The sequence below is a fragment of the Bacillus sp. CCB-MMP212 genome, from assembly GCF_022748145.1.
GTDB classification, from domain to species: domain Bacteria; phylum Bacillota; class Bacilli; order Bacillales; family Bacillaceae_G; genus Bacillus_A; species Bacillus_A cereus.
Window position 1 is genome coordinate 57,869 of the sequence record NZ_JALDQE010000003.1, and the last position, 19,140, is coordinate 77,008.

Genomic DNA, 19,140 nt, shown 5'->3' on the forward strand with positions numbered 1-19,140 from the left:
AAGAAAAGTTTACAATCCCTTAAAGAAACAGCTGTATTTTATTGGTTTTCATCTTGTATAAATCTTAATTTTGTAAAGAAATCACACTTTTTAGAATAATGTTGTTCAGTTGAATATCAAGGAAAGCGTCTGCGAGTTCATCGTATATTTTTTGATGAAAGTTAAAAAAATATGTAGGAAAATGCATGTAGTTTTATAACAGCAAAACGAGGGAAAACAATTTTTTAATACGATAAAAAAGCTACTGATTTATCCAGCAGCTTTTTCCGTGTTTTTATCGCTATGCTTTTGTTTTCTTATGCTTGTAATGTAAATGAAGAGAAAAGCAATAAGTAATAGAGAGGAGTAACGATATACAGTTGCATAGTTTGTAAAATGAGCAATAAATCCAAATATAATCGCTCCAGCGCCGATTCCAAGGTCAAATGCGGAGAAGAATGTAGCCGTTGCTACGCCGCGTCGATGCGGTGCTACGCGGTCAATCATCCATGCTTGTAGTGCAGGTTGGATCGCTCCAAAACCACTTCCGTAACATGCTGCAGCAATAATTAAGCTCGGAATTGTCGTCGTATACGACAATAAAATAATACCTGTAAACGTTATAATAACTCCCGGAATGATGACGAATGTATGGCCTTTTGCATCATATAGCTTTCCAGAGAATGGACGAGTTACAGCGATTGCTAGTGCGTTACATAAAAAGAAGAGGCTAATATCAGCTATGCCGACTTCTGTAGCAAATAGTGTGATAAAACTTCCGATTCCTCCGTACATTAATGTAATACATAATATTAATAATGAAGGAAGTAAAGCTTTACGCTCAATAAATCCATCGAGAAAAGTACTAGATGATTGTTGTGGAGGCTGTTTCGTTTTTTGGATTTGAAGTAGTTTCGTTAATATTAATGAAACAATTGTGCACGATAATGCACATAAAAAAAGAATTGTGAAGTTATATGTTTGCATAAGCCATAGTCCGATAAGTGGACCGAGGGCCATTGCAATTGTTCCAGAAAGACCAAAATATCCCATGCCTTCTCCGCGGCGAGCTGAGGGAATTAAATCAGAAACGACAGTCCCATATGTAGTCGTTGTAATACCGAAACCAGCTCCGTGTAAAATACGAACAGCAAGCAAGAGAAAGATTGTTGAGGCGAAAAGGTAACTGCCCATAGCGAGTAAACAAATAGCAGTACCGATCATTAAGATGATTTTTTTATTAAATTTTTGCAAGGCGTTCCCAGTTAGCGGTCTAACAAAAAGTGCCGCAACGGTAAACATGCCGACAACCAATCCGATATTGGAACTTGTGCCACCAATTTCTTTCACATAAACAGGTAAGGTTGGAATTAACATTTGAAACCCTAAAAACATACATAAGTTTGCAAAAATTAAAGCAACAAACTCTTTTGTCCATAACGGTTCTCGTTTTACGAGTATTGCTTCTCCCATATATTCATCCCCTATATAAAATTTTCTCTTTTCTTTCGAGTATATGTATTGGCCAATGCAACAGTCAAGGAAGGTGTCTTGAAAACGGATAACAATTTTTAAGGTGAAAAACTGACAAATTTGTGTAAAGGCTACACAACTATGAAAAAAAGATGTAAAGTATAGATGTATAGACTTGTAGGTGTTAAGAATGATAGAAATTGTTTTTTCTTTAAAGAAAGCGGATTCAAAGGAGTAGTGAACAAGAAGGGGATATATACTTTTTCACTACATATATTTGAAAAGGTTTACAATATGATGAAGAAAGAGGCGTGTACATATGAGACGATTAGGTATTTCTATTTATCCAGAACATTCAACAGTAGAGAAAGATAAGGAGTATTTAACATTAGCAAGTAAATATGGGTTTACACGTGTGTTCACATGTTTATTATCTGTGGATGGAGAAAAAGAGAAAATTATTGAAGAATTTAAAGAAACGATCTCACATGCGAATGCATTAGGGTTCCAAGTATTAGTTGATATTAGTCCATCTGTTTTTGAACAATTAGGTATTTCGTATAATGATTTATCATTCTTCCATGAATTGGGTGCGTACGGTATTCGTTTAGATGTTGGTTTCTCAGGATTAGAAGAATCAATTATGACTTATAATCCGTATGGTTTGAAAATTGAGATTAATATGAGCAATGGTACGAAGTATGTAGATAACATTATGAGTCATAGACCAAATCGTGAAAATTTAATTGGTTGTCATAATTTTTATCCGCATCGTTATTCAGGTTTATCATACGATCATTTCATTAAATGCTCGAAACAATTTAAAGATTACGGTATGAGAACGGCTGCTTTTATTTCATCATTTGATGCAACATACGGACCTTGGCCAGTAACAGAAGGGTTATGTACATTAGAGCAGCATCGTGAATTACCGATGACAACACAGGCGAAGCATTTATTTGCGACGGAATTAATTGATGATGTTATTATTGCAAACGCATATGCGTCAGAAGAAGAATTACAAGCACTAGGTGCATTAAATAAAGAGAAACAAACATTTGATATAGAACTATATGATACAACGACAGAATTAGAAAGAATTATCGTATTAGACGAACCACATTTTTATCGCGGAGATGTATCTGAATATATGATTCGATCTACACAAAGTCGTGTGAAATATAAAAAAGAAGAGTTTAAACCTCATAATACGCGTGAAATTAAGCGTGGAGATTTATTAATTGATAATGAACAATATGGCCAGTATAAAGGCGAATTACAAATTGCATTAAAAGATATGGTGAATACAGGAAAAACAAATGTAGTTGGTCGAATTATAGAAGAAGAAATTTTCTTATTAGATTATTTACAAGCATGGGATAAATTCGGATTCACATTAAAGAAATAGAGAGAATATAAAGGGGAAAAACTACTGATTTCAGCAGCTTTTCCCCATTTATATATAAAGAGCGAGAGGAAGAGCTATGACAAAGGTGCATCAGCGATTAATTTCTATTTTAGAGGAGTTTTTAGAAGAGAAATCGATGTTAAATCGAGCTTTTTTAGCGGGCCGTTTACATGTATCGACGAAGACGATTCAAAAGGATATAAAATTATTAAATGATATATTGGAAGAAAACGGAGCGAAAATCGAATCGCAAAGAGGGACTGGGTACGAATTAGAAATTATACAAACGAAGAAATTTGAAGAATTTTGTGTGAGTCTATTTCAAAAACAGACGGAAAAGATCCCAACTTCTTATGAAGAAAGAATAGCGTATATTCTGCAGCGTGTTTTAACGACAGAGGGATATGTGAAGCTTTCAGAATTAGCAGAAGAGATTTATGTGAGCAAATCAACGGTCAATTTAATTATGAAAGATGTTACAGATATATGTAGTCGCTATAAATTACAAATTGAGAAGAGACCGTATTATGGTATACGTATTGTTGGAGAGGAATTTAATATTCGTTCTTGTTTATCACAATATGGTTTACCGCGTTATGACCATACTCCGTTTCATGAGCAATTTGAGCAGACGGATACATATTTATCGCTACCTCATATATCACTCATTCGTTCAATTATATTAAAGTATATTGAAGGCGGAACAATATATTTATCTGATATAGAAATTGATAATTTAGTCATTCATATTGCAATCGCATTAAAGCGTTGTCAAAGTCAACATTATATGAAAGAACTGCATACGGAGCAATCAGAACTTATAATAAAGAAAGAATATACAATTGCGAAGCAGATTTTAGGAGATTTAGAGAAAGAGTTGAAATTTTCATTTCCAGAAGAAGAAGTATTATATGTGACGATGCATTTATTAAGTACAGCTGTTACAACGAGAGATCGCTATGAAAATGTAGAAGAGCTATTAGGAAAAGATATATATGCATTTATGCAACATATTCTTTTTAAAGTAGCGGAAGAACGGAATCTTATTTTTTATTATGATGAAGAATTATTATTTGGATTTGGTATTCATTTAAAAACGTTATTAAATCGTTTGAAGTATAAGTTAAATACGAGAAATCCTCTTTTGGCAGAAGTGAAAAAGAATTATCCGTATGCTTTTGAAATTGCGGTTCTTGTTGGAGATATCATTGGTGAATATACGGGTGAATCGATCCCTGAAAGTGAAATTGGTTATATAGCAATTCACTTCGGCGGAGCGATGAGCCGTTTGCAGGAGCAGAATCAAAAGAAAAGATGCTTATTAGTTTGTGCGACTGGTCAAGGAAGTGCACAACTATTAAAATATAAAATTTTATCACAGTTCCGAGATAAATTAGAGATTGTAGGTATTACAGGCTATTATCAATTGAAAGTAGAAGATCTTTATAAAGAAAAAATAGATTGTATTATTAGTACGATTCATATACCGAGTGGCTTGCCTGTTCCAGTTATAAAAGTGAATTCAATATTTGATGATAAAGAGATTAAATCGATTGGTCAGCGGTTGTTTACGCATGTGAATAATAGTGTGCGGCAATATATTAAGGACGATTTAATCTTTTTAAATCATAGTGCTTCTACGAAAGAGGATGTTATTCAGTTTTTATGTGAGAAAGCTGCTGAGAAACGCTATGTACCAGAAAACTTTTATGCTTCTGTTATGGAAAGAGAAAATACGTCTCCGACAGCGGTTGGGAATTCAGTTGCAATCCCGCATCCGATGCAGTTATTAAGTGAGGAAACTTTTTTGATGTTTTGCACACTTGAAAAAGCTGTTGATTGGGGAGATAAAAAAGTACAAGTAATTATTTTATTTAGTGTAAAGCGCAATAATAATGAAGATTTGCAAAGGCTTTATGATTTTTTATATGATATTATGTCTAGTCAAACTACGATAGAGAAACTTACTCAGACCGCGGTAATTGAAGATTTTCAAGAGATTTTATTATCATTTTGAAAAAGTATATAAAAACTTCCGTTACATAACGGAAGTTTTTTATGTTTAATTGTATGCGTTTTCATAATAAGATAAAAATATAGAAAACATATAGCTTGGGGGAATTTAAAATGGCTGATATGCAAACTCCATTTGCGTTAATTTTACATGGTGGCAATGCGAGAAGCGCGGCGCTTGAAGCAATTGCTTTTGCAAGACAAGGATATTTTGAGAATGCCGGTGAAAAGATGAAACTTGCTAGTGAGGAAATTTCAGCAGCGCATCGTATTCAAACGGATTTAATTCAAGAAGAGGCAAGAGGAAATCATGCAGAAATCAGTTTACTGTTAGTGCACGCACAAGACCATTTAATGAATGCAATTACAGTAAAAGAACTAGCTGAAGAATTTATTACTCTTCATAAACGAGTGGAAGAGAAAGTGACAGTATAAGATGTATATTTTATTATGTTGTGCAGCAGGCATGTCAACGAGTATGGTCGTAAGAAAAATGCAAGAAGAGGCAAAGAAGCAGGGGAAGAATTATAAAATTAAGGCGGTTGATTCAGAATTAGTGAAACTTGAAATTAAGGAAGCTGATGTCGTTTTAATTGGTCCACAAGTGAAATATTTATTTCCAGCTGTAGAGTTTCTTGCAAATTCATACAATATACCAGTTGCGATTATAGACCAACGAGATTATGGCATGTGTGATGGTTTGAAGGTGCTTAAGCAAGCAGAACAATTAGTTTTAGCATAATTATATTTTTTTAAATATAAACATTATAATGTTATAAAGTTTATTTCATTCTTTTATAGTAGAGAGAAAGAGGAGGGCTATTGATGAATGGGTTTATGAATTTTATGGAACAAAAGATTATGCCAACAACGCAAAAAATCGCAGGACAACGACATTTATTAGCAATTCGAAACGGTGTTATTTCTACATTACCGTTAACGATCGTCGGATCATTTTTCGTTATCTTTTTAAATTTACCAATTGATGCATATATGGAATGGATTGCACCGTTTCGCCATATTTTAGATATTCCATTCCGATTTACAGTAGGACTAATGGCATTATACGCAGCGTTCGGTGTAGGGGCTTCGCTCGCGAACTTTTATCAGCTCAATCAGTTAAGTGCAGGGTTATTATCTGTACTCGCCTTTTTACTAGCATCAGTTGAACCAATTCAAATTACGAAAGCTGTACCAGGTGTTATTGATGCAGGGAGATATATTTCAGTAGGAACATTAAGTGCAACGTCTTTATTCGGCGCAATTGTTACAGCATTAATTGCAGTAGAAATTTATCATTTTATGATTAAGCATAATATTTCAATAAAATTACCAGACAGTGTACCACCAGCAGTTTCAAATTCGTTTGCAGCATTAATTCCAACATTAGTAGTTATTCTTTTATTCTGGGGCATTCGCTACGGTTTGAAATTTGATGTGAATACAACGATCACATATTTAATCGCACCATTAAAATCAGTATTAGTAGGAAATAATTTATTCGGTGGTTTATTAACAGTATTCTTAATCGTGTTTTTCTGGTCATTCGGTATACATGGACCAGCGATTTTAGGACCAATTATTCGTCCGATGTGGGATTCAGCAATTCTTGAAAATATGGAAGTGTTCACGGCTACAGGAAATGCACATCAGTTACCAAACTTATTTACAGAGCAATTCATTCAATGGTTCGTATGGATTGGCGGATCAGGCTCAACGTTAGCTTTAGTAATTATGTTTATGTTCTCTAAATCTAAGTTCCTAAAAGAGTTAGGTAGATTATCATTCGTACCAGGTTTATTCAATATTAACGAGCCAATTATTTTCGGGGCTCCGATTGTAATGAACCCAATCTTAATTATTCCGTTCGTTATTACACCGCTAGTGACAACGACAGTATCATATTTCGCAGTTGTTTCAGGTATGATTCCACTCATGATGGCGAAACTGCCATTTACGATGTTAGCACCAATTGCAGCGATTATTAGCACGGACTGGACAATTATGGCTGGTGTACTTGTACTTGTTAACTTTGCGATCTCATTCGTTATTTACTATCCATTCTTCAAAATGTATGAGAAACAACAATTAGCAGGAGAGGAGAAAACAGAATGCTCGGAGCAATTATCATCCTAATTACATTCGTGGTCGGACAGTGTATTGCCCATTATTCGAAATGGGTACAAAGTAAATCTTTATTAGTGTTACTACTAGTATCAGTTTTATTTATCGGTTGTTCAATGGGTGCATATGTAATGTTAGGATTGCAATCACCGTACGTAATTATTGTACCGACAATTTTATGTGCAACATGTTTATCTGCAAAATATAGATTTACGAGCATGGCATTAATACAACGTGTGAAGGAGATGCAAAAGCATGGAGCGTAAATTAGGAATTTCACTTTATCCAGAACATTCAACGAAAGAAAAAGATATGGCATATATTTCGGCAGCGGCACGACACGGTTTTTCAAGAATATTTACTTGTTTGTTATCTGTGAATCGTCCGAAAGAAGAAATTGTATCTGAATTTAAAGAGATTATTAATCACGCAAAAGATAATAATATGGAAGTTATTCTAGATGTAGCTCCGGCTGTGTTTGATCAGCTTGATATTAGTTATAGCGATCTATCATTTTTCGCAGAGTTAGGTGCAGACGGTATTCGTTTAGATGTAGGTTTTGACGGATTAACGGAAGCGAAAATGACGAATAATCCGTACGGTTTAAAAATTGAGTTAAATGTAAGTAACGATATTGCGTACTTAGAAAATATTCTTTCGCATCAAGCGAATAAATCAGCTTTAATTGGTTGTCATAATTTTTATCCGCAAAAATTCACTGGTCTTCCGTACGATTATTTCATTCGCTGTAGTGAACGCTTTAAAAAGCATGGTATTCGCAGTGCAGCATTTATTACATCACATGCCGCAAACATCGGTCCATGGGATATTAACGACGGATTATGTACGTTAGAAGAGCATCGTAATTTACCAATTGAAGTGCAAGCGAAGCATTTATGGGCGACAGGGCTAATTGATGATGTCATTATCGGAAATGCTTATGCGAGTGAGGAAGAGTTAGAGAAACTAGGAAACTTAAATCGATACATGTTACAGCTGAAAGTACAATTTGTAGACGAAGCGACTGAAGTAGAGAAGAGAGCTACGCTGCAAGAATTACACGTAAGACGCGGCGACATAACAGAGTATATGGTACGTTCTACAGAAGTACGTAAAAAGTACAAAGATTATGACTTCCCAGTGCGTGAAAGTGTGCTACAGGAAAGAGGGCAAGTTGTAATTGGTAATAACTCATTCGGAAAGTATAAAGGTGAACTGCAAATCATCTTGAAAGAAATGCCGATAGATGAACGGAAAAATATCGTCGGTACAATTGCGGAAGAGGAGTTATTCTTACTAGATTATGTAGGAGCTTGGACGCAGTTTACTTGTGTGGAATAGAGAAGAGAAGGAGAGGATGCTGTGGCATCCTCTTTTTTCTATTGATATAGTAGTCTATCGTATATAGAATGCAAAGAGATAGATTTCATTTGGACGGGAGAGAAGGAGATGGAAGAGTATATAGATGATTTATTAAGGCGGATGGATGATGAAGAAGCAGGTATTCGGCAATGTGCGTATGAAGAAGCGATGCAGTTAAATGATTTATCCCTTTTTTCTTGTTTGCAAGAGAAAGTAACGGAAGCACGAAAAGTATATATAAAAATAAACCTTTATTTTTTAATTACACAACTTGCAATAAATACTAGAGAGATGTATATAGCAGATTATTTGATAAATCGGTTAGAAAGTGAAGAAAGCAGGATAGTGTTGGATAGTATGCTTATAGATTTAAGTAAATTATCTGAAGCGAGCAATGCACATAAAATTATTCCTTACATATATCATAAAAATAGTGGAGTTCGTTATTCCGCTGTCATCGCTTTAAAGTTGTGTAAATCGTTGGGAGCAGAAGAGGCTTTATTGAAGTTACTTACAGTGGAGGAGAATCGAGATGATATTGTAAATATATGTGCCACTTTACATGAGATTGGAACAAAGCGATCGATTCTATCTTTAACGAAACTTTTACACTGCGATAGTGCTTATATTCGTTCAGCAGCTATTGAGACTTTAGCAGAAATCGGAAGAACAGACTTACAAATAGTTTATATTGAAGCTTTGCATGATAGAAATGTGATGGTGAAATATGAAGCTGTTCGAGCTATTTATATGTATGGCGACGAAATGGCAATGAGACCAATTTGCGAACGTGTGAATAAAATTGTCGCTAGAAGACGTAAAAATGAAGTAGAGCCTACGGATGAATCAGAGATTATCATTGCTCTTCGTTTCCTACATAAGTTTGTTAATCAGGAAGAAGTTTTAAAGACATTTGATAAAGTGTACAAAAAACGTGGAAACTTGTTTATGTCGGAGAGGAAGTGGCTTCGAGATAATATTACTTACTTTCAAGAGAAAGAAAGAATGTAAGAATCATAAAAAAGAGCCAGCCTCAACGATGAGACTGACTCTTTTTTACTAACTAGTTTAATACTTTAACTGTAACTGTTTTACGTCCCCAGCTACTTGATGTGCCTTTATCTGGCATTAAAACGTCGATTTTATTTCCTTTAATAGCTCCACCAGTATCACCAGCGATTGCTACTCCGTAACCTTCAACCCATACCTTTGAACCTAATGGAATGACACTTGGATCAACTGCAATTAGTTTCATGTTTGGATTAGCTGTTAAGTTGTGGCCTAAAGCTGATTTTACTTGGTCGCCTGCTTTATAACCATTTTCAAGTGGATCTGCTGTATAAGCTGTTGCTACAACTTGGAACTCACGAGAAGAAGATTGTGTGTTTTTCTCAGTTTCTTTTGCAACAGGTTGCTTTTCTTTTTGCTCAGCTACTTTTTGTTGAGCTAATTTAGCATTCTCTTGTTCTTGCTTAGCTTTTTGCTCAGCAGCTTTTTGTTGAGCTAATTTACGAGCATTCTCTTGTTCTTGCTCAGCTTTTTGCTCAGCAGCTTTTTGTTGAGCTAATTTAGCATTCTCTTGTTCTTGCTCAGCTTTTTGCTCAGCTACTTTTTGTTGAGCTACTTTTTGTTGAGCTAATTTAGCATTCTCTTGTTCTTGCTCAGCTTTTTGCTCAGCTACTTTACGAGCATTCTCTGTTGCTTGATTTGCTTCACTAGTTTTAGGAGCTTCTTTAGTTTTAATTACTTCTTGAACTTTAACTGTTTCACTAGCTTTAGCTGTATCTTGAACTGTAGTTGTTTTTTCAGCTTTAACTACTGGTTGAATTTTAACTGGTGCTTTACCTGTTAAGTAAGGAACATGAACATAAGCTGTTTTTCCGTTATATTCAAATTGAATCCAATCATTTTGTACTTGGTGTGTTGTTTCGATTACATCATCTTTTTTCAACTTACCAAGAATCTCTGAATCTGTATTTGCACTAGCACGTACGTTTAATACGTTTGCTGTTACGTAGTAAGTGTCTTTTGTATAGTCAGCGCTTATGAAAGCTTCTTTACCGCTATTCAATTGAACTTTTGACCAACCATTTTCTGTATGTAAAACATTTACTTTATATCCATCTAATAATTTTCCTACAACTTTTGATTCAGTAGTTGGGTTTTCTCGTACGTTTAGTACGTCAGTCGTTACGATCGTTTCTGCTTTAGCAGATGTTGTGAAAATCCCAAGACCAAAAACCGCTGCTGTTGCTATACCCATAAATTTTTTCATAATAGCCTCCATTGCATTTGTTTTCGTTGACCTTATTATAGCAACCATTATTTTCTTATTTGCGAAAAACATAAAATTACAAAGCTTTCGTAACGGGGCATTAATATTCTGTAACAATTCCATAAATATCCTGATAGCGCTTCCTTGTTGTTTTTTGGCGTATTAGGGCATGTAAAACACAAAATGAGTAGTATTTCAATTACCGTAACATTAATAATGTTACGGTAATGTTTCTTATGGATATCTATAGTGTTACAAAAATAGCATATTTTACTGTCTGAATGAAAAGATAGTTATGGAATGATAACCTTTTTAGATGTAAAAAGATATAAATGAGGTGAAATTTAATGAAATATCGATATAATTGTTACAAAATCAGTCGAAGCATGGAAAAAATTACGCCTTGATTTTCGTCTGTTACATAGTATTTTTGCAATAATAGGATTAGATAATAGCCTTAGTACCTATAAATAATGAAGAGTACTAGAATGATATTTGTAACGTGAAACATATGTAATAGAAGAAACTCGATTTAATATGTAAATAAAAAACGCAGGAGTGTAAACTCCTACGTTTTTGTTTATTCATATCGTAAACATTCAATTGGATCCAGTTTGGCAGCTTTGTTAGCTGGTAGTAAACCGAATATAATACCGATTAGCATTGAAATACCTACGGCAAGAAGTCCAAGTTCTTTTGAGACAACGAGTGGCCATCCAGCAAAGATTGAGACGATCCAAGCGAAGAAAATACCAAGCATGAATCCGATGAAACCACCAAGTCCTGTTAAAATACAAGATTCGATTAAGAATTGTGTTAATACTTTACCACGTGTTGCACCAAGTGCTTTACGAATACCAATCTCACGTGTACGTTCTGTTACAGATACGAGCATGATGTTCATTACACCGATACCACCAACAAGTAAGGAGATAGCAGCAATACCACCGAATACCATTTTCATCATACCGATTGATTCGTCTAGTTGTTTCGTAAATTCACCTAAATCTTGTGCTTCGAATTTGTGCTCAAATTTAGGAGCTTTCATTTCGTTTAAGACAGAAACAGCTTGTTTTTCTACACTTTTACGTTCTGTCGGAGAGGTCATTGTTAATCTTACAGAGTCATACTCAGTTACTCCTGAAATGACAGGCGCGTTTTCAAGTGACGTATAACCTTCAGGCATAGGCATTCCGAAGTCGTTTTTCGTTTCGTATACACCGACTATTTTATAAGGCTTTCCTTTTATATCTGTGTATTGGTTTGATTCCCAACCACTAAATAATTTGTTGAAAGCTTCTTCATTTAATATAACAGCAGGGATTGCTTGGTTTAGTTCACTGTCATTTAATTCACGACCGTGAACTAATTTTATTTTCGAATCTTTCATAAAGGCGCCTGTTCCACCTTTTAAATCAAGATTTACATCTTTTGAACCAGCAGATGCTTTTACTTTCATACTTACGTCTGGATATACATCTTTAACGCCTGGTACAGTTTGCAGACGGTTTAGCATATCAGGTGTGATTTTGGCACTATCTGTTCCGTAATCAGGGTTGTTGTAGTAAATCGTTACTTCATTATCTTTTCCTTGGCCTAATTCTTTTTTAAACTTTGCGTTTGTACCATCACCCATTGAGATGATAGTAATAATGGCACTAATACCGATAATAATACCTAACATTGTTAAGATAGAACGCATCTTATGAGCAAAGATAGAGGAAAGGGCCATGCGTATATTTTCACTCGTATTCAAAATTAACCTCTCCAATCTTGGACGATATTTCCGTCACGAATTACAATTTGACGTGCTGCAGCTTCCCCGATTTCACGATCATGGGTAATCATAATAATTGTTGAGCCTTGTTTATTTAATTCGTAAAAGAGGTCCATAATTTGTGTGCTTGTTTTCGTATCAAGTGCTCCCGTCGGTTCATCGGCTAAAATGAATTTCGGGTTATTTACGATTGCACGTGCAACAGCGACACGCTGCTTTTGCCCACCGGACAATTCGTTCGGTAAGTGAGTAGCGCGATCAGCTAAGCCTACTTTTGTTAAAGCAGCTAACGAGCGCTCACGTCTTTCTTTTTTATCGACTCCAGCGTAAATAAGAGGTAGCTCTACATTTTGAAGTGCTGTAAGTCTAGGTAATAACATGAAGTTTTGGAATACGAATCCGATTTCTTTATTACGTACGTGTGCAAGTTCTGTTTCAGACATGTTTGAAATGTTTTGACCAGCTAGTTCGTACGTACCTGTCGTCGGTTTATCTAAGCAACCGATAATGTTCATTAATGTTGATTTACCAGAACCAGAAGGTCCCATAATCGAAGTGAATTCTCCTTGGTTCAGTGTTACATCAATTCCATGTAATATTTGAACGGACTCTGCACCATTTTGGAAGGATTTCGTGATGCCTTTTAAGTTAATCACTGGGCGACAACCTCCATACCATCTTTTAAGTCTTTTTCAGGCTTAGAGATAATTTCCTCTCCTTTTTTCACTCCAGAAACTTTTGCTTCGCTATCAGTCTCGAATTCAACAGTAACTGCTTGTTCTTTCGCTTTACCGTCTTTTACAACGAAGACAACATTTTTGTCACCTTTTTTCACGATACTGCTTTTCGGAATAATTGTACCAGTTGCTTCGCCAGATTTACTTGTTACGTAAACGTGGAAGCCGTTTTGTAGTTCGTCACTATTATCTAATGTGACAGTGAATTGGTAATTAGAAACAGTTTTATTTTCATCCATGCTCTTTAAAGGTGTAGAACCGATTTCTGTTACTTTTCCTGTCCAAGTCTTACCAGCGACAGTTTTTGATGAAACAGTTACTTCTTGCCCAACTTTCATACTAGCAAGCTCATATTCAGAAAGTTGACCTTTTACTTTAAATTGACCAGCGTGACGAAGAGTAATTCCGCTCATACCTGTTTTTTCGTCAGCAGTTTTTACGATATCATCAATTACGCCATCAGCAGGACTTGTTACAGAAAGAGTGTTTACTTTCTCTTTTGCTGCTTTAATCATTTCATCAGCTTTTTCAACTTCAAACTTTTTCATTTCAATTTGTGATTCTAATTGCCCAACTTCAGCTTCTGATGCTTTTAATGCTTCAGCAGGAAGGCCTGCATTTTTGTCTTTTTGTAATTTTTGTTTCGCTGCATCAATTTGTTTTTGGAACAACGTTACTTCTTTTTGTGCGATTTTCTTTTGCATTTCTGCTTCTGTTACACCTTGTTTAGCAGTAGGATCATTGTATTTAAACAGAAGTTGACCTTTTTTCACTTCATCGCCTTTTTTAACAGCTAATTCATATGTTCCTTTTGTTGGATCGAATGAAATAGTTTCAATTCCGTTTGGAATAATTTCGCCACCAAATTTTTGTGCGTTTTGGATTTGTTTTTCCGTAACTTTATAACCGCTATATGCCATTGCTACTTCTGAACTGCCTCCAGCAAATGCAAAGTATGATCCAGCTGCAATTCCGATTGCTACTACACTAGTAATTAACACTTTATTTTTCTTCTTCATCTATTTATCACCTTTTCGTTCGTTTTAGTATCTACATTAAGTATAGAAGAGGTGAAGAATCTGACAAATCGTTTTAGCTTACAATAACCTTACAGTTTTGTAAGGTATGAATATGTAAATGTAAGGTAGAGGTTGTCCTAGTGTAAGCAAATGAATTGACTCGTCGTTTCTTTCTTACAATAATATTGTATGGAGGAAAGGAGGAAGGAAGATGGAAGCTTATTTTAGCGCACACCCATTAAAACCATTTATTCCATACTCAAGGCAACATGCCCTTATATTATTTATTATGTTGGTGGGGATATTTTTTCTGTATCAATACCAAGATGTATTACGTCAAAGTGAGTGGAATATAACGGTTCGATATGCAATTGCATTTTTATTTATAGGTAGTGAAATTGGGCTTCATATGTGGGAGTGGAAAGCGGGGATTTTTGAGCTAGCTACTTCATTACCGTTTGAATTATGTACGATTAGTTTATTATTAGCGTCGATTATGATCGTAACGAAAAGTTACCGCATATATGAGATTGTATTTTTCACGGGAATTATTGGTGCATCACAAGCTATTTTAACGCCAAACTTGCAGTATGCTTTTCCGCATTTTCGTTTCATTGAATATTTTATCGCGCATATATTGCTCATTTGGGCACCACTCTTTATGACTTGGGTGGAAGGATATCGTCCGACAGTACAATCTATTAAACGCACAATGATATTTTTAAACATATTGATTCCAATTGTTTCGTTTGTAAATTACAAAACAGGTGGTAATTATATGTTTTTAGCTCATAAGCCAGAAACAGCTTCATTACTTGATATGTTAGGGCCGCATCCTTACTATATTATTTCATTAGAAATAGCTGCGCTTATTGGATGTTTGGTTTTGTATATGCCGTTTGCGAAAAGAGAAAGGCATGCGCATAAGGAATCACTAGGATCATAGCCTAGTGATTTTTCGCTCTTAAAATATTTACAATTCAGAAAATTAAGAATAAAATTAAGGGGTAAATTATAGAGAGAGAAGGGCGAAAATGGTCAAAAAGGTATTTTTGAATGGAATGGAAGTGACGTTTCAATTTCTTATTTCGATTTTGGGTATTATTATTTTAGGGGCTTTGCCGAAATTATTTTATGGATTTAAGGTGGATGTATCAAAGTACATACAGAGTTTAAAAGAAGTGTTTGTGAACTTAATGGATATTTCCAATTTGCAATATGTGAGAGGTAAATTTTTATTTCCACAGTTGTTTGTCCATTATAAAGAAACAATTATTATATTTTTAGCTGCTTTTTTCATTTCATTATTTGTAGCATTTTGTATTGTTTATGTAATTATGAGTAGTTCACCGCGTATACAACATCGAATTAAATCATTTCTTATCTTCCTAGAATCCATTCCAGATATCCTTCTTATTTTAGTATCACAAATTTTAGTTGTATGGTTTTTTAAACAAACAGGTTTTTTACCTTTTCAAATTGCTTCAATTGGAGGCGAGTCGATTAGGGGGTTGCCAATATTGTGTTTGAGCATCCCGACTACGATTATGTTTGTAAAAATGGTCGTGCTTCGTTTTGAAAATGAACTAGAAAAAGATTATGTACTATTTGCTAAGGCGAAAGGGCTGGGGCGCTTTCATATTTTAAATCGTCATATTTTACGAAATGTGTTGCTTAGTACATTATTCTTTGCGAAAACGAATATCTTTTTTATGTTATCTAATTTATATATTATAGAATGGATTTTTAATACGGGTGGTATTTTTATGTTTTTGAAATCGTATTTCGGTATTAGAGTTGAGGTTTTCATCGTTAGTGTGCTTCTTATATATATTCCGATTTTTATTTTATTTAAATTGTTTCATTATCTCATTCCGGCTGCGATGAAGGAGAGATTATAATATGTGGACGTATATAAAACGTGATAAAAGATTTTGGATAAGCATTGGGTTTCTTCTCCTATTAGTTCTTTTGAGCATCGGAAATACGTTATGGAATGATGGACATATTAGACAAGTTACATTGCAATATGATGCGGATGAAAATCCACAAGTGCCACCGTTTCCACCTTCATTACAATTTTTACTCGGGACAGACCGGAAAGGGTATGACCTGTTACATTTAGTCATTGAGGGCGCGAAGTGGACGATTGGTATATCTATTTTAATTGCGGCACTTAGAATGGTAATAGGTGTGTTTTTCGGTGTCGTATTCGGAACGTATATAAAAAGAGGATTTTCAAAAATTGAGGCTTTCTTTGATAGTTTTACAGTTATTCCGACAGTTATGATTGCGTATTTTTTTCTTCAATCTGCAAATACATTTGGAAGCGGAGAGGAGACAACAACCTTTTTTGAAAGGGCTTCGTTTCAAGTTGTATTACTTGTACTGCTTGTAATGCCAGTTATTGCACTGTATGTGGCGAAGGAAGTTCGTAAATTGCGAACGGAAGAATTTGTTGATGCCGCGCGCATATTAGGTGGATCGAGAAGGCATATTGTTATAAAGCATATTTTCCCGCATCTCTATATGACGTTTATACTTGTATTTTTTCAGCAGTTTACGCAAACTCTTACTATTTTACTGCACTTAGGATTACTGGAAATATTCTTTGGCGGAACAGTTCAGTTTTTAGGACCGATAGAAGAAATAGACTCTTACACACATGAATGGTCAGGTTTAATTGGAGTCTATTTTAGATCATTAACAGTGAATCCATGGATCCCTCTCGTTCCGATTACATTTTTTGGACTTACTATTTTTTCAGGAAATATGATTGTAAAAAGTATCGAAGAGGCGATGATGAAAGTAAGGTTGGGAGGAGAGATAAAGAAGGACATTGTAGAAGAGGAACAATCTGCTGTGCATTCAAAAGAAGAGTTGTTTACGTTTAAACATACGATGTGAAGAGCCTAGGAAACTAGGTTCTTTTATTTTGTTATATTACAATATCGTAAGAGAGCTGTAATGAAAATCGATAGGGGAGAAATACAATTTCGTATACACTTCATGTATAGAGAAATGCGAGAGCGGGTGAAGGTATACGATGGATTTTTTAGAAGTATCAAAACGTAGTATAAAACGAAATATGAAAGATTATTTTCTATACTTTATTTCATTAGTAGGTAGCATTATTATTTATTTTACATTCGTATCGATTAAACGAAATGAAAGTGTAGTAGCTCTTTTAAAAGAGTCGGATAAGGTGGAAACGACGTTTACATTTGCACAAATTTTGTTAATTATCTTTTTAACGATATTTATTTTTTATTGTAATAGCTTCTTTTTGCGAAAGAAGAAAAAAGAAATTGCACTATATAGTTTACTAGGTATCCGTAAAGAAGAAATCGCGAAGTTACTTTTTTATGAAACATTATTAGTTGGTGGTGCGGCAAGTGTATTAGGTATTCTTGCTGGTTTATTTATAGCGAATATGTGCGCGGGGCTTCTCGTGAAGTTAATGGGAAGTGCGTTTACTTTTACATTTACGATTTCATTTGTATCTATAGTAGAAGTTCTTATAACGATAGGCGCAATTTTCTTTATTGCATCATGGAAAAGTAAAAAGTTAATTTATGAGCATCGTTTAGTTGAATTACTATATGGTGAAAATCAAAAAGAAGAGGCACCTACGTATTCAAGTAAGAAGGCAAAACGAGCGATTGTTTTATTAATTACAGGTTATATCATTGCGTTACTTACACAAGTTTTTGGATTTGGAGCAATTTTTATTACAGGTCTACTTATTTTTGGCTGTATTGTAAAAGGTACGTTTTTACTATTTGAGCAATATACAGTGAAATCACTCCATACAATCAAGGGAGATAAAACGAAATATTGGAATGGAACGAACATTTTATCGATTTCTTCATTGTTCTTCAGAATAAAAGGAAACGTAAAGATGCTTGCGTTATTATCTTTATTAAGTGCGGTAACATTATGCACCATTGGGGTGAGTTCCAGTATGTATTATGGGGCGCAGAAGACAGCGACCTTAATGAATCCAGTTAGTTATGAGTATGTAACAACTGGAAAGGAACTAGATAAGAAGGTTAGAGAAGAAATTCAAAAACATGAATTAGCAATTAAAAATGAAACGTCTGTAGCTATGCTGTCTATGCAAGGGAAGATAGATGGAGAACAAATATTAACAGGGTATTTAATAGGTAATGGTAATGTGCAAATGATAAAAGTGACAGATTATAATAAATCAGCTTCTATATTAGGCAATAAACAAGTTATTCTCGGTTCTGAAAAGGAAGTTGTTTTATTAGATCCGTATAAATCATATAACATCGAAAAGAATTCGCTTGAAGGAAACAATGTGTTCTTTGAAGGGATGAAGGACGATATTACAATCGTTGATCATCGAGAGGAAACAATTATGAGTGCGAAACTTGCACCAGTGGGGCTTGTTATTCGAGATTCGTTATTTAATAAGTTGCAGCAAGGAAAGGATGTTTCAACAGTTAGTGGATTTATCGTTGAAGGAAACGGTAATAGAGCGCTAACGAAAGAGCTAGGGACAATCATTCCTAAAGAAGTGAAATTCCAATCATTTGAAGAGGCGAGCCAATCTGAATTGCAAGATGGTGCAGTGTTATTATTTGCTAGTATATTTTTAGGGATTGTCTTTATTCTTGCAACAGGCTGTATTTTATACTTTAAACAAATAACAGAAGCGATGGCAGAGCGACCGGCGTACGGAATGTTAAAGAAAATCGGACTAACGAAAAAGGAAGCAAGGGAATCTGTAAGAAAGCAAGTAGGTGCAATATTCTTAGTACCACTATTTCTTGCGATTGTTCATACGTTCTTTGCATTTTTAAGTTTGATGGGTTTTACAGGAATGTTTGAATATAGTCTTCCCTTACTAGGTAGTATAGGAGTGTATATCATAATCTACTTTGGTTATTATATGTTAACTGTTCGTTCTTACACAAATACTGTATTTAATAATAGAAGATAAAAAG

Annotated in this window: 17 protein-coding genes; 12 read left to right on the forward strand and 5 right to left on the reverse strand. The window is 34.7% G+C overall.

Annotated features, from left to right (window positions below; all coding sequences use genetic code 11):
- Positions 1-249: 249 nt before the first annotated feature.
- Entirely contained in the window at positions 250-1,452 is a 1,203-nt protein-coding gene (locus MRP26_RS08700) for an MFS transporter (RefSeq protein WP_000503255.1), read from the reverse strand.
- A gap of 319 nt (positions 1,453-1,771) precedes the next feature.
- Here MRP26_RS08700 and MRP26_RS08705 point away from each other — a divergent pair, with 319 nt between their 5' ends.
- The 8 genes from MRP26_RS08705 (at position 1,772) to MRP26_RS08740 (ending at position 9,370) form a co-directional block, all read left to right on the forward strand.
- The gene (locus tag MRP26_RS08705) at positions 1,772-2,860 is read left to right on the forward strand and encodes a DUF871 domain-containing protein (protein ID WP_001253350.1); all 1,089 of its coding nucleotides are present in this window, start codon (positions 1,772-1,774) and stop codon (positions 2,858-2,860) included.
- A 76-nt stretch (positions 2,861-2,936) separates the two neighbouring features.
- The gene (locus MRP26_RS08710) at positions 2,937-4,877 is read left to right on the forward strand and encodes a BglG family transcription antiterminator (RefSeq protein ID WP_242806106.1); all 1,941 of its coding nucleotides are present in this window, start codon (positions 2,937-2,939) and stop codon (positions 4,875-4,877) included.
- Positions 4,878-4,987: 110 nt separating this feature from the next.
- Positions 4,988-5,308, forward strand: coding sequence for a PTS lactose/cellobiose transporter subunit IIA (locus tag MRP26_RS08715; protein WP_197241344.1), 321 nt, complete (start codon positions 4,988-4,990; stop codon positions 5,306-5,308).
- 1 nt (position 5,309) lies between these two features.
- The gene (locus tag MRP26_RS08720) at positions 5,310-5,615 is read left to right on the forward strand and encodes a PTS sugar transporter subunit IIB (RefSeq protein ID WP_000275642.1); all 306 of its coding nucleotides are present in this window, start codon (positions 5,310-5,312) and stop codon (positions 5,613-5,615) included.
- Positions 5,616-5,698: 83 nt separating this feature from the next.
- Positions 5,699-7,009 carry a PTS sugar transporter subunit IIC gene (locus tag MRP26_RS08725; protein ID WP_001013042.1) on the forward strand — a complete coding sequence of 437 codons (1,311 nt, stop codon included), beginning with the start codon at positions 5,699-5,701 and terminating at the stop codon, positions 7,007-7,009.
- The gene (locus MRP26_RS08730; RefSeq protein WP_000900048.1) at positions 6,985-7,263 is read left to right on the forward strand and encodes a hypothetical protein; all 279 of its coding nucleotides are present in this window, start codon (positions 6,985-6,987) and stop codon (positions 7,261-7,263) included. The genes MRP26_RS08725 and MRP26_RS08730 overlap by 25 nt, the downstream gene beginning before the upstream one ends.
- Positions 7,253-8,338, forward strand: coding sequence for a DUF871 domain-containing protein (locus MRP26_RS08735; protein WP_053565185.1), 1,086 nt, complete (start codon positions 7,253-7,255; stop codon positions 8,336-8,338). Before MRP26_RS08730 ends, MRP26_RS08735 begins: the two co-directional genes overlap by 11 nt.
- A gap of 108 nt (positions 8,339-8,446) precedes the next feature.
- Positions 8,447-9,370, forward strand: a complete 924-nt coding sequence (locus tag MRP26_RS08740) for a HEAT repeat domain-containing protein (RefSeq protein ID WP_242806107.1) — start codon at positions 8,447-8,449, stop codon at positions 9,368-9,370.
- A gap of 52 nt (positions 9,371-9,422) precedes the next feature.
- Here the strand turns inward: MRP26_RS08740 and MRP26_RS08745 are convergent, their stop codons facing one another.
- From MRP26_RS08745 to MRP26_RS08760, 4 genes are all read right to left on the reverse strand, one after another.
- Positions 9,423-10,757 (reverse strand): SH3 domain-containing protein, encoded by a 1,335-nt coding sequence (locus MRP26_RS08745; RefSeq protein ID WP_242806108.1) that lies wholly within the window; start codon positions 10,755-10,757, stop codon positions 9,423-9,425.
- Between the two features lie 457 nt (positions 10,758-11,214).
- The gene (locus tag MRP26_RS08750; RefSeq protein ID WP_416474752.1) at positions 11,215-12,366 is read right to left on the reverse strand and encodes an ABC transporter permease; all 1,152 of its coding nucleotides are present in this window, start codon (positions 12,364-12,366) and stop codon (positions 11,215-11,217) included.
- A 26-nt stretch (positions 12,367-12,392) separates the two neighbouring features.
- Positions 12,393-13,067, reverse strand: coding sequence for an ABC transporter ATP-binding protein (locus MRP26_RS08755; protein WP_000609100.1), 675 nt, complete (start codon positions 13,065-13,067; stop codon positions 12,393-12,395).
- Positions 13,064-14,167, reverse strand: a complete 1,104-nt coding sequence (locus tag MRP26_RS08760; RefSeq protein WP_197233698.1) for an efflux RND transporter periplasmic adaptor subunit — start codon at positions 14,165-14,167, stop codon at positions 13,064-13,066. The genes MRP26_RS08755 and MRP26_RS08760 overlap by 4 nt, the downstream gene beginning before the upstream one ends.
- Before the next feature lie 211 nt (positions 14,168-14,378).
- Between MRP26_RS08760 and MRP26_RS08765 the strand changes: the two genes are divergently transcribed.
- The 4 genes from MRP26_RS08765 (at position 14,379) to MRP26_RS08780 (ending at position 19,136) form a co-directional block, all read left to right on the forward strand.
- A complete protein-coding gene (locus MRP26_RS08765) occupies positions 14,379-15,113 on the forward strand; it encodes a YwaF family protein (protein WP_000388700.1) in 735 nt (244 codons plus the stop codon).
- Between the two features lie 88 nt (positions 15,114-15,201).
- On the forward strand, positions 15,202-16,068 hold the full coding sequence (locus tag MRP26_RS08770; RefSeq protein WP_098679475.1) for an ABC transporter permease subunit: 867 nt from the start codon (positions 15,202-15,204) through the stop codon (positions 16,066-16,068).
- A 1-nt stretch (position 16,069) separates the two neighbouring features.
- Positions 16,070-17,074: an ABC transporter permease gene (locus tag MRP26_RS08775; protein ID WP_242806109.1), complete on the forward strand. Its 1,005-nt coding sequence runs from the start codon at positions 16,070-16,072 to the stop codon at positions 17,072-17,074.
- 139 nt (positions 17,075-17,213) lie between these two features.
- Positions 17,214-19,136 carry an ABC transporter permease gene (locus tag MRP26_RS08780; protein ID WP_197241339.1) on the forward strand — a complete coding sequence of 641 codons (1,923 nt, stop codon included), beginning with the start codon at positions 17,214-17,216 and terminating at the stop codon, positions 19,134-19,136.
- The last annotated feature ends 4 nt before the right edge of the window (positions 19,137-19,140 follow it).

Bases quoted from the DNA above. Each gene is read 5' to 3' on its own strand.
- MRP26_RS08700 (WP_000503255.1), bottom strand. From the start codon at position 1,452: ATGGGAGAAGCAATACTCGTAAAACGAGAACCGTTATGGACAAAAGAG.
- MRP26_RS08705 (WP_001253350.1), top strand. From the start codon at position 1,772: ATGAGACGATTAGGTATTTCTATTTATCCAGAACATTCAACAGTAGAG.
- MRP26_RS08710 (WP_242806106.1), top strand. From the start codon at position 2,937: ATGACAAAGGTGCATCAGCGATTAATTTCTATTTTAGAGGAGTTTTTA.
- MRP26_RS08715 (WP_197241344.1), top strand. From the start codon at position 4,988: ATGGCTGATATGCAAACTCCATTTGCGTTAATTTTACATGGTGGCAAT.
- MRP26_RS08720 (WP_000275642.1), top strand. From the start codon at position 5,310: ATGTATATTTTATTATGTTGTGCAGCAGGCATGTCAACGAGTATGGTC.
- MRP26_RS08725 (WP_001013042.1), top strand. From the start codon at position 5,699: ATGAATGGGTTTATGAATTTTATGGAACAAAAGATTATGCCAACAACG.
- MRP26_RS08730 (WP_000900048.1), top strand. From the start codon at position 6,985: ATGCTCGGAGCAATTATCATCCTAATTACATTCGTGGTCGGACAGTGT.
- MRP26_RS08735 (WP_053565185.1), top strand. From the start codon at position 7,253: ATGGAGCGTAAATTAGGAATTTCACTTTATCCAGAACATTCAACGAAA.
- MRP26_RS08740 (WP_242806107.1), top strand. From the start codon at position 8,447: ATGGAAGAGTATATAGATGATTTATTAAGGCGGATGGATGATGAAGAA.
- MRP26_RS08745 (WP_242806108.1), bottom strand. From the start codon at position 10,757: ATGGAATTGTTACAGAATATTAATGCCCCGTTACGAAAGCTTTGTAAT.
- MRP26_RS08750 (WP_416474752.1), bottom strand. From the start codon at position 12,366: ATGGCCCTTTCCTCTATCTTTGCTCATAAGATGCGTTCTATCTTAACA.
- MRP26_RS08760 (WP_197233698.1), bottom strand. From the start codon at position 14,167: ATGAAGAAGAAAAATAAAGTGTTAATTACTAGTGTAGTAGCAATCGGA.
- MRP26_RS08765 (WP_000388700.1), top strand. From the start codon at position 14,379: ATGGAAGCTTATTTTAGCGCACACCCATTAAAACCATTTATTCCATAC.
- MRP26_RS08770 (WP_098679475.1), top strand. From the start codon at position 15,202: ATGGTCAAAAAGGTATTTTTGAATGGAATGGAAGTGACGTTTCAATTT.
- MRP26_RS08775 (WP_242806109.1), top strand. From the start codon at position 16,070: ATGTGGACGTATATAAAACGTGATAAAAGATTTTGGATAAGCATTGGG.
- MRP26_RS08780 (WP_197241339.1), top strand. From the start codon at position 17,214: ATGGATTTTTTAGAAGTATCAAAACGTAGTATAAAACGAAATATGAAA.